Origin of the sequence: Microscilla marina ATCC 23134, from assembly GCF_000169175.1 — a bacterium.
Classification (GTDB): Bacteria; Bacteroidota; Bacteroidia; order Cytophagales; family Microscillaceae; genus Microscilla; species Microscilla marina.
On sequence record NZ_AAWS01000018.1, the window covers coordinates 139,370 to 146,026 of the forward strand.

The 6,657-nt window shown below is 41.1% G+C and carries 6 protein-coding genes; 2 read left to right on the forward strand and 4 right to left on the reverse strand.

Features of this window, described 5'->3' with window-relative positions; all coding sequences use genetic code 11:
- Positions 1-55: 55 nt before the first annotated feature.
- Both M23134_RS18115 and M23134_RS18120 read left to right on the forward strand, forming a co-directional pair.
- Positions 56-655 (forward strand): superoxide dismutase, encoded by a 600-nt coding sequence (locus tag M23134_RS18115; RefSeq protein WP_004156073.1) that lies wholly within the window; start codon positions 56-58, stop codon positions 653-655.
- A 2-nt stretch (positions 656-657) separates the two neighbouring features.
- Positions 658-1,119 (forward strand): hypothetical protein, encoded by a 462-nt coding sequence (locus M23134_RS18120; protein ID WP_004156074.1) that lies wholly within the window; start codon positions 658-660, stop codon positions 1,117-1,119.
- A gap of 104 nt (positions 1,120-1,223) precedes the next feature.
- Here the strand turns inward: M23134_RS18120 and M23134_RS18125 are convergent, their stop codons facing one another.
- The 4 genes from M23134_RS18125 to M23134_RS18140 form a co-directional block, all read right to left on the reverse strand.
- Complete coding sequence (locus M23134_RS18125; protein WP_004156080.1) at positions 1,224-1,802, reverse strand: hypothetical protein; 579 nt, start codon at positions 1,800-1,802, stop codon at positions 1,224-1,226.
- Between the two features lie 70 nt (positions 1,803-1,872).
- Positions 1,873-2,394, reverse strand: a complete 522-nt coding sequence (locus tag M23134_RS18130; RefSeq protein WP_045113812.1) for a cupredoxin domain-containing protein — start codon at positions 2,392-2,394, stop codon at positions 1,873-1,875.
- A 298-nt stretch (positions 2,395-2,692) separates the two neighbouring features.
- Complete coding sequence (locus tag M23134_RS18135) at positions 2,693-4,600, reverse strand: TolB-like translocation protein (RefSeq protein ID WP_004156083.1); 1,908 nt, start codon at positions 4,598-4,600, stop codon at positions 2,693-2,695.
- Positions 4,601-4,675: 75 nt separating this feature from the next.
- Positions 4,676-6,025 carry a TolB family protein gene (locus tag M23134_RS18140; protein ID WP_045113813.1) on the reverse strand — a complete coding sequence of 450 codons (1,350 nt, stop codon included), beginning with the start codon at positions 6,023-6,025 and terminating at the stop codon, positions 4,676-4,678.
- Positions 6,026-6,657: the final 632 nt, after the last annotated feature.

Below are 6,657 nucleotides of genomic sequence, written 5' to 3' on the forward strand. Positions count from 1 at the left end.
GAGGATATGTTCTAAATCGGACAGTTATTGCGATCATGTTCCTTAAAAATAAGAAATGATGAATATTGAACAAAAACTCCCTGAATTGCCTTATGACAAAAACGCGTTAAATCCGATTATTTCAGAAGAGACGTTTGACTTTCATTACGGAAAACACCATGCTGCTTATGTCAATAACCTGAAAGGAATGGTAGAAGGAACTGTTTTAGAGGAGGCTGGTGTCAAAGAAGTTATTCAGAAAGCACACCAAGACAAAAACTTAGGTTTATTTAATAATGCGGCTCAACATTGGAACCATAGTTTTTTTTGGCATTGCTTGTCGCCCAATGGAGGAGGAACTCCACAAGGAGAGATCAAAAAAATGATTGACCGCGATTTTGGTTCATTTGATGCTTTTAAAAGTAAGTTTTCCGAAACTGCAGTGAAGTTATTTGGTTGTGGATGGGCTTGGTTGGCTCAAGGTGAACAGGGCAAACTGGAAATTATTCCGATGAAAGAGGCTTATACTCCACTTACCGAAAATAAAACCCCTATTCTTACACTTGATGTTTGGGAACATGCGTATTATATCGATTACCGAAACGCCCGACCAAAATTTGTAGAGGGTTTTTGGGAAATTGTGAACTGGGATTTTGCCAATAAAAACCTTCAGTAGCGATGAGTGATAGCTGTATAAAACATATTGAAGACTATTGGAAGAGCAAAACAGGTGTGTCTAATGAGTTGTTTAACCAAGGAAGTTTCAACGAGGCTTTGTTGGGGTACAAAGAGGCGCTTTACCGGGCTGAGACATTGAACAACCATTTTTTTGATTGTATACGGGTGGGTATTCCATTTATGCAAGTGTATATCATTTCCTGTAATAATATAGCGTATACATACGAGGTTTTAGGGAGTAAAAAGGAAGCAAAATACATGCTAAGGCGGGTACTTTATTATTTAGTTGATTTGCTCAAACATAAGAAAGTCAAGGTAACCTTGGTTCAAACCGAATTGAAACGGGCATATTTGGCTTATCTTCAGTTTGCGGAAAAAAATGAGGATCCTGAAAATAAACATAAGGAAGAATTTCAGCTGCTGAGCCAAGAACTAAACGATGTATTAGCCCAGGTTCCTTAGCTGTGTTCAATCGTTGATTTTTTTGGGTGGGTATTGTGCTAAAGTAAAAAAGGTGTATTGGAATTGACTCCAATACACCTTTTGTCTTTTTATTAAAACAGTGCCTATAACAGGGCAAGTAGTATAAATACAAGACCTACCACAATCAATATCCAACCAATGATGTTGAGCACGGGTAAGAAACTTAAGATCAGTCCAACCAGGATCAATATTACCCCAATTTTCATATTGCCACTTAAGGCTTTGCGTTCATACTTTTCCTGAAGCTTTTTGTTGCCTTTTTTTTCTGCTTTGGCGGCTTTTCTCAAGTATCTCTTTTTGCGTTTTTCGGCTTTTTTAATAGATCTCTTGATCAACCACTTGCCTACACGTGAGTTTAAAAACTTTTTAGCTTTTTTGATTTTTCTTTCTGTACGACGGGCTTTTCGTGCAGTTTTTTTGGCGGCACGCAATTCCTTTTTCGACAATGGTTTGGTAACAGGAGCTTTTGTAGCCACTTTTTTTGCTGGAGCATCTACCACTACTGTTTCAGTTTTTACCGACTCCACATTTTCCGGAGTCGTTACGGGCATTTCTGCCATAGCCTCATCATTTGCCATCAATTGGCTTTGGGCATTACTTACCACAGGAAACACCAACAATGCTCCTAAAGTAATAGATCGTAAAAAGTTTTTGATATGCATACAAAAAGAGTTTAATAGATTAAAAAAAGACTGTATTAAATAACACTATAAATTTCTGTTTTCCAAACAATTAAGTAAGTAAATAGAGTAAAATAAGCAGCAGACCCAACGACGCCAACACAATACCTATGATGTCGAAAGGACTTAGTTTGCCTAGAGCAAAGAAAAACAATGCACCAATAATTACCAGTAAAAGCCCCGTTTTAACATTGCCTCGTCTCTTGTGTTTTTTCAGTTTTGTAACGTCCTTACCTTTGGCAAGCCAGCGCTGTTTTTTTCTTTCATATCTTTTGGCTTGTCTTTTTTGCCTGCGTTCTTGTTTTTTGATGGCACGTTTAACCAACCATTTGCCTATACGGCTATTCAAAAAGCGTTTCATCCGGGCTTTTTTGCGGGCAAGTTTTTGCCGATTTTTTGTTTCACTGCGCAACTCGGCAGGTGTTTTATAAGGCAACGATGGGGCATCAGCTGCTAAGGCTGTGCTCGCCAAAGTGTGCTTATCAAAAGAAACTTTAAATGCGTATGCCGATGATGCATTGATGATTGTAAGCAATACAAAAGCAACAGACAGACGTTGGCATAATTTCTTCATATTCATATATATTGTTATGAGCGGTGAAATAATTGTTTCACCTGTTTTTTACTAAAAAAATGATGGTGATAAGTAAAGGTATATTGTATAGGCAGTTGTTTTAAGGTTAAATAAAGCAAGGTAAATAGGCCCAACAAATAAAATCTTAAAAGTTGAAGTTCGCAAAGTTTTTTAAAAATTTATGCCTTGCTTAGCCATTGCTTTCAGGCAAGGCAACCCCTTTGAAACAACAATCCCCTGACAAAACATTTGGTTTCGTCAGGGGATTGCTCACCTTATTTTACACCATTTTTCAGGGTTATTTCCTTCCGGTTTCGGCGGCAGCCTCCTGATCTATTTTTTTTGTTACCACGATTACTACGGGGCGCAGTGCCACATTTGACACTACCTTGTTCATGCCTGGCTTTAGCACCTCGCTAAAGCTTTTGTCAAACTTGCTGAATTTGTTTTTGGTAACCACCTGTACAAACGAAGGTTTGTCGGCAGGCAATTTTATCTTATACTGCCCATTGATTTTACTTTGGGTCTGAGCAATCACTGTTCCGGTGTTGGAGTCTTTGATGGTCACGGTGGCGCTCATGCCCTTTTGGGTAGAAGCATTGGTCACTATGCCTGCAATCATCAGTTGCTTGGCTACTACCACCTCTTTAGGGGTAAGGGGCACGTTGGATACAACTCGGTTGAGTCCGGTTTTAATGACAGGGCTAAAACTCTTGTTGAAACTATCAAAATCTTTTTGAGTAACTTCCTGAACAAAATTGGGGCTACTTACGGGCAGTTTTATCTTATATAACCCAGTCAGCGGATTGCTTTGCACCTGTTTGATTATTTTGTTGGTTTTGGTATCTCTTATCACAATAGTAGCCTGCATTCCACGCTTGGTTTTTTCGTTGGTTACTACCCCCGTAATGAGCAAACGCTTGCCACTGCTTACTACACCGGGGCTACCTGGACTCAGGGGTACATTAGATACTACTTCGTTGAGTCCGTTTTGGAGCGTAGGGTTAAAACTTTTACTAAAACTGCTGAAGTTTCGTTTTTTTACTTCCTGGGTGAAGTTGGGGCTACTGGTAGGCAGCATGATTACATACTTGCCAGTATAAGAGTTGCTGCGTGCGGTAGTAATCACCCGTTTGGTGCGGGCGTCTTTGATAGTAATGGTGGCACTCATTCCTCTTTTGGTGGAAGCATTGGTTACTATGCCCGAAATCATTAAAGTAACCGAAGGTTTGATTTGAGGATTGGCGTTTTTTACATCGGCATAATAAATATCTCCCTGCCTTACAAAGTAAGCATCTTGCCCCGAAGCAGGCATAATAAAACCATAATCGTCGAGGTAAGTATTGAACGGCGCCCCCAGGTTTACTACTTTACCGTGGCTGCCATCAGGGTTAATGGTTGTTTTTAAAATTTCTAAACCTCCATAACCTCCATAACCATCCGAAGCAAAAAACAAGGTCTTGCCATCAGCTGCCAAAAAAGGTGACCGTTCATTGCCACGGGTGCTAACCGACAGGCGGCGTAAATAAGACCAACGACCATAGCGTCCGCGGCGGCTGATATACAAATCCATTTTGCCATTATACACCCCCACTGCTACAATAAAAGTTCTGCCATCTGCCGACATAGTGGCCCCATCGGTAGCGTAGTTGTTAGGGCCCCGTTTATACCTTTGTTTGAGGGCACGTTCTTTAAAAAACTGATTGATACCTTCGCCCAGACCCTGCGGAAAAGACCAGCGGGTACCTTTAAGCCTGGCTTTGTAATAAGGGCCTCCTTTGCGTTCCCAGGCGCCATACCAACTCTGAAAGTATACTGTTTGCCCATCGGGTGATATATTGGGTTCGTCTTCGCCCGAACGGGAGTTTACCGTGCGTGGCAGGCAAGTAGGGTATCGCCAGTTGCCGTTTACCCGGCGCGAGTACCATATATCACCGTCGTGTTCCCACTTGCCCCGGTAGCGGGTGTAGCGTGGGGTAGACCAGCTTTGTTGCCCCCGTCCCGACATAAAAAATAAGGCTTTGCCATCGGGCGAAATAGACAAGTTGGTTTCACGGTATTTAGAGTTGAGCATGTGCAATGCCTTGATCTTGATTTTGCCAGGGTGTTTCAGAATTTTAGGCACTTGAAACTGTGCCTGGGCTACCTGCCAGGCAAATGTAAAGATCAGTGTGGCAGTAATATATTTTGAATAATTAAGTTTCATAATACGGTGTGTCTAACTAAGGTGTATAATTAATTATACCTCTCATGGGCAAAAAAGTTAACAAACATAAAGTTATTAATTGGCTCTGCCAGTTTCGGCAGCCGCTTCTTCTGCTTTTTTTATTATTTTCTTGGTGACTTTGGTAGGTGTAGGTGGTTTTTTGGCAATTATTTTTTTCTCCTTGGGTTGCAGCACAATATCGGCCTCTACCTTGTTGAGTCCATTGTTTATTTGAGGGTAAAAACCTTTGGAAAAAGTTTCAAACCCTTTTTGTCTTACCGTTTGAATAAAGTTGCGGTCGGTTATTGGAAGCATTGTGGCGTATTGTCCAGTCACTGAGTTGCTGGTAGTACGCGTAATGACCCTGCCGGTTTGGGCGTGCATAAACGTAATGATGACCCCCATTTTTTTGTCGTTTTTGCCGTTTTTTACTACTCCAGTTACCATCAGCGTTGCTATATTGGGTTTAAGCTCAGGGTTGGCGTCTTTGGTATCGGCAAAGTAAATATCGCCTTCACGGATAAAGTAAGCTTCGTTACCTGAGGCGGTCAGGGTAAAGCCATAGTCGTCAAGGTAGGTATTAAAAGGAGTACCCAGGTTTACAACTTTGCTATGGCTGCCATCTTGGTTGATGGTAGTTTTGAATATGTCGAGTCCTCCATACCCCCCGTACCCACTGGAAGCAAAATAAAGGGTTTTGCCATCTGCCGCAAGGGTAGGGGAGCGTTCGTTGCCCATCGTGCTTACAGACAATCGCTTGAGCAAAGACCACCTGCCCCGGCGGCCTTTGCGGCTAATGTATAGGTTCATATTGCCCGAATACGGCCCTACTGCCACAATAAAAGTTTTGCCATCTGCCGACATAGTGGCTCCATCGGTGGCCAGCTCTTGCCCCAGTTCCTGGCGACGCTGAAAAAAAGCATTGATGCCTCCCCCCAAACCTTTGGGACGGCTCCAGTAGTTGCCATACAAACGTGCCGAGTAATAAGGGCCTCCCTTGCGCTCCCAGCCACTGTACCAACTCTGAAAATAAACTCTTTGCCCATTGGGAGATACATTGGGTTCATCTTCACCGTTGTCGGTATTGATAGTGGCAGGCAAAGCGCGTGGCATCAGCCATTTTTTGCCCATTTTCTGCGAGTACCATATATCACCAGAGTACTCTAGTTTGCCTTTCCAGAGGCGCGAAGGTCTGCCTGACCAAGGCTGCCCTCCGCGCCCTGTCATAAAAAACAGGTACTTGCCATCGGGCGATATACATACGTTGGTTTCGCGGTAACGCGAGTTAAGTTGATAAAGGTTTTTTACTTTTATTCGTTTGGGGTGTTTTAATATTTTGGGTGCCCTAAATTGAGCAAAAGTAGTGGTACAGGTAAGCAGGAAGCAAACAAGTATGACCCATTTCCAGACTATTTTCTCATTCATTATACTGTCGCTGTTTTTGGTTTTCAATCTTCAACATATAGAACCATACAAAATTAATTTTCTGTATGTTTTTGTAAAATTAATTTACACTAAAAAAAGAGTATATCAAATCAAGGCAAGTCGTTTAACAATTTTGAACTGTGTACAATTACTTAATAAAAAAAACGAAAATTGTTTTGGCGGATAAATAAAATCGGATATATTGACAAAAACTTACATTGAAGGAACAAATATAATAAAATATTGGGCTTGTAGATTCATTCACTATCTAACACTCAACCCCTGTAGAAATAAATACTAATACGAACTACTTAATACAAATAAAGAACAATGAATATTCACACAAAATTAAGCACAGCTTAACTGTTGTCTCACGGTTGGCTACTTCACGCCTTTTCAAATTTAAGACAAAAAGTTTATAAAATCGCTCCAAAACTTCAGTGGTTTTGGGTAGGGAACAAAGCCTAAGGCTTTGTAATTCTAATCTTTTAGAATGTTACTGCCATCGAGCAAAATGGTACATACATCGATAAGGTTTACTGAGAAGTAAGTTTTTGTCGTAGGTTTACCAATACCTGTTATTTCGATTTACATATTACGGACTGCTGTTATATTTATAAATATAGGCACAC